The 1,341-nt window shown below is 65.5% G+C and carries 2 protein-coding genes; both read right to left on the bottom strand.

The window, feature by feature from the left end:
* Positions 1-68 precede the first annotated feature (68 nt).
* Positions 69-839, bottom strand: a complete 771-nt coding sequence (locus ACFWUZ_RS36320; RefSeq protein ID WP_384382403.1) for a transposase — start codon at positions 837-839, stop codon at positions 69-71.
* A gap of 10 nt (positions 840-849) precedes the next feature.
* Positions 850-1,341 (bottom strand): hypothetical protein (locus ACFWUZ_RS36315; RefSeq protein WP_384382401.1); only part of this gene is annotated, 492 nt, incomplete at its 5' end.

Genomic DNA, 1,341 nt, shown 5'->3' with positions numbered 1-1,341 from the left:
AGGGGTTGTCCCGTAATCGATCTTCGAGTCGCGATGGGCAGTGGCAGTTGAGGTGCGTGCGCTCGCCGCTATCCGGCCAAGGCGAGGTTGTGCAGGCGGGCAACGCCGAGCATGGCGTGGTGGACTCCGTCGCCTTTGAGCCGGCAGTCGCGGAGGATCTTCCAGGTCTTCATGCGGGCAAAGACGTGCTCGACACGGGCCCGGACCTGCTTGTGGGAACGGTTGTGCTCCTCCTTCCAGGCTGGAAGTTCGGTCTGGCCGCGCTCGCGACGGTGAGGGATCAAGAGTCCCGTGCCCGGATAGCCGCCGTCGGCGATCGTGAGTGTCCTGCCGACGGCCGCTTTGGCGCCGGACTCCTCCCACGCCTTGCAGTCGTTGCGGTTGCCGGCAAGCGGCTGGCCAACCACTACAACCAGGCGGGTGTCAGCATCGATCACGACCTGGTGGTTCGTGGAATACCGGTAGTTCTTCGAACGCTCGGCCACGGTGTGATCGCGGGTGGGCACGAGAGTGCCGTCCACGATGAGCACGGTGTCCTTGGCGAACCGCTTCCGCGGCTGAAGCGCGAGCATCGGCCCCAGATGGTCGATGATGCGGCCCGCCGCCGACTTGGAGACCCCGAACAGCGGGCCAAGCTGGCGCATGGTCAGGTTCGTCCGCCAGTAGGTGGCGACCAGCAGCGCCCTGTCCTCAAGCGGAAGGCTCCAAGGCCGGCCCCTGCGGTTCGCGTCTGCCCCTTCGCGTCGCAGCATGCTCACCAGCTTCCGGAACAGCCTCGGGTTGAGTCCCGTGAACGGGCCTATCCAAGACGACTCTGACGCCGTGATCACACCAGTCACGCCAAGATCATCACACCGAGGTCAAGCGGAGGTCCCCAGCCCAGCTCTCACAACGGACCCGACCAGTGGGGAATGTGAGCTCCAAGGCAACGCGCCCGGTGTTCGATGCGTGTTCCTCCCGCACCTCCAGAACATCCTCCCCGACGTGGTCCGCGAACGGCGTCTCCTCACCGATCGCCCCCACTGTGACGCGCCCCGAGTCACCCATGTCGAAGCCGGCGTGCGGCTTTGATGCCTCAACGATCAGACACCAATCCGATCCGGTCGTGAAACGGATGGCGGCACCCCGGTCATCGATCAGCCACACATCCAGCGGGCCCGCAGGGGCGTCACTGCCGTACAAGTGCCACGAGCCGACGACCTCCGCGAGCCGACGACCCACCAAGCTCTGCGCGCTCGCCCCAGCACCATGAAGCGGGCACTCGTTCGACTTATCAGACTCCATCGGCCGACAGTACCGCCGACCGATCTCCCAGGTCACAGCGTTATACGGGACAAGCCT

The organism is Streptomyces sp. NPDC058646, from assembly GCF_042716875.1.
GTDB lineage: Bacteria > Actinomycetota > Actinomycetes > Streptomycetales > Streptomycetaceae > Streptomyces.
Note: the sequence above shows the minus strand (reverse complement) of the source record. Positions and strands in the feature narration are given on the sequence as shown.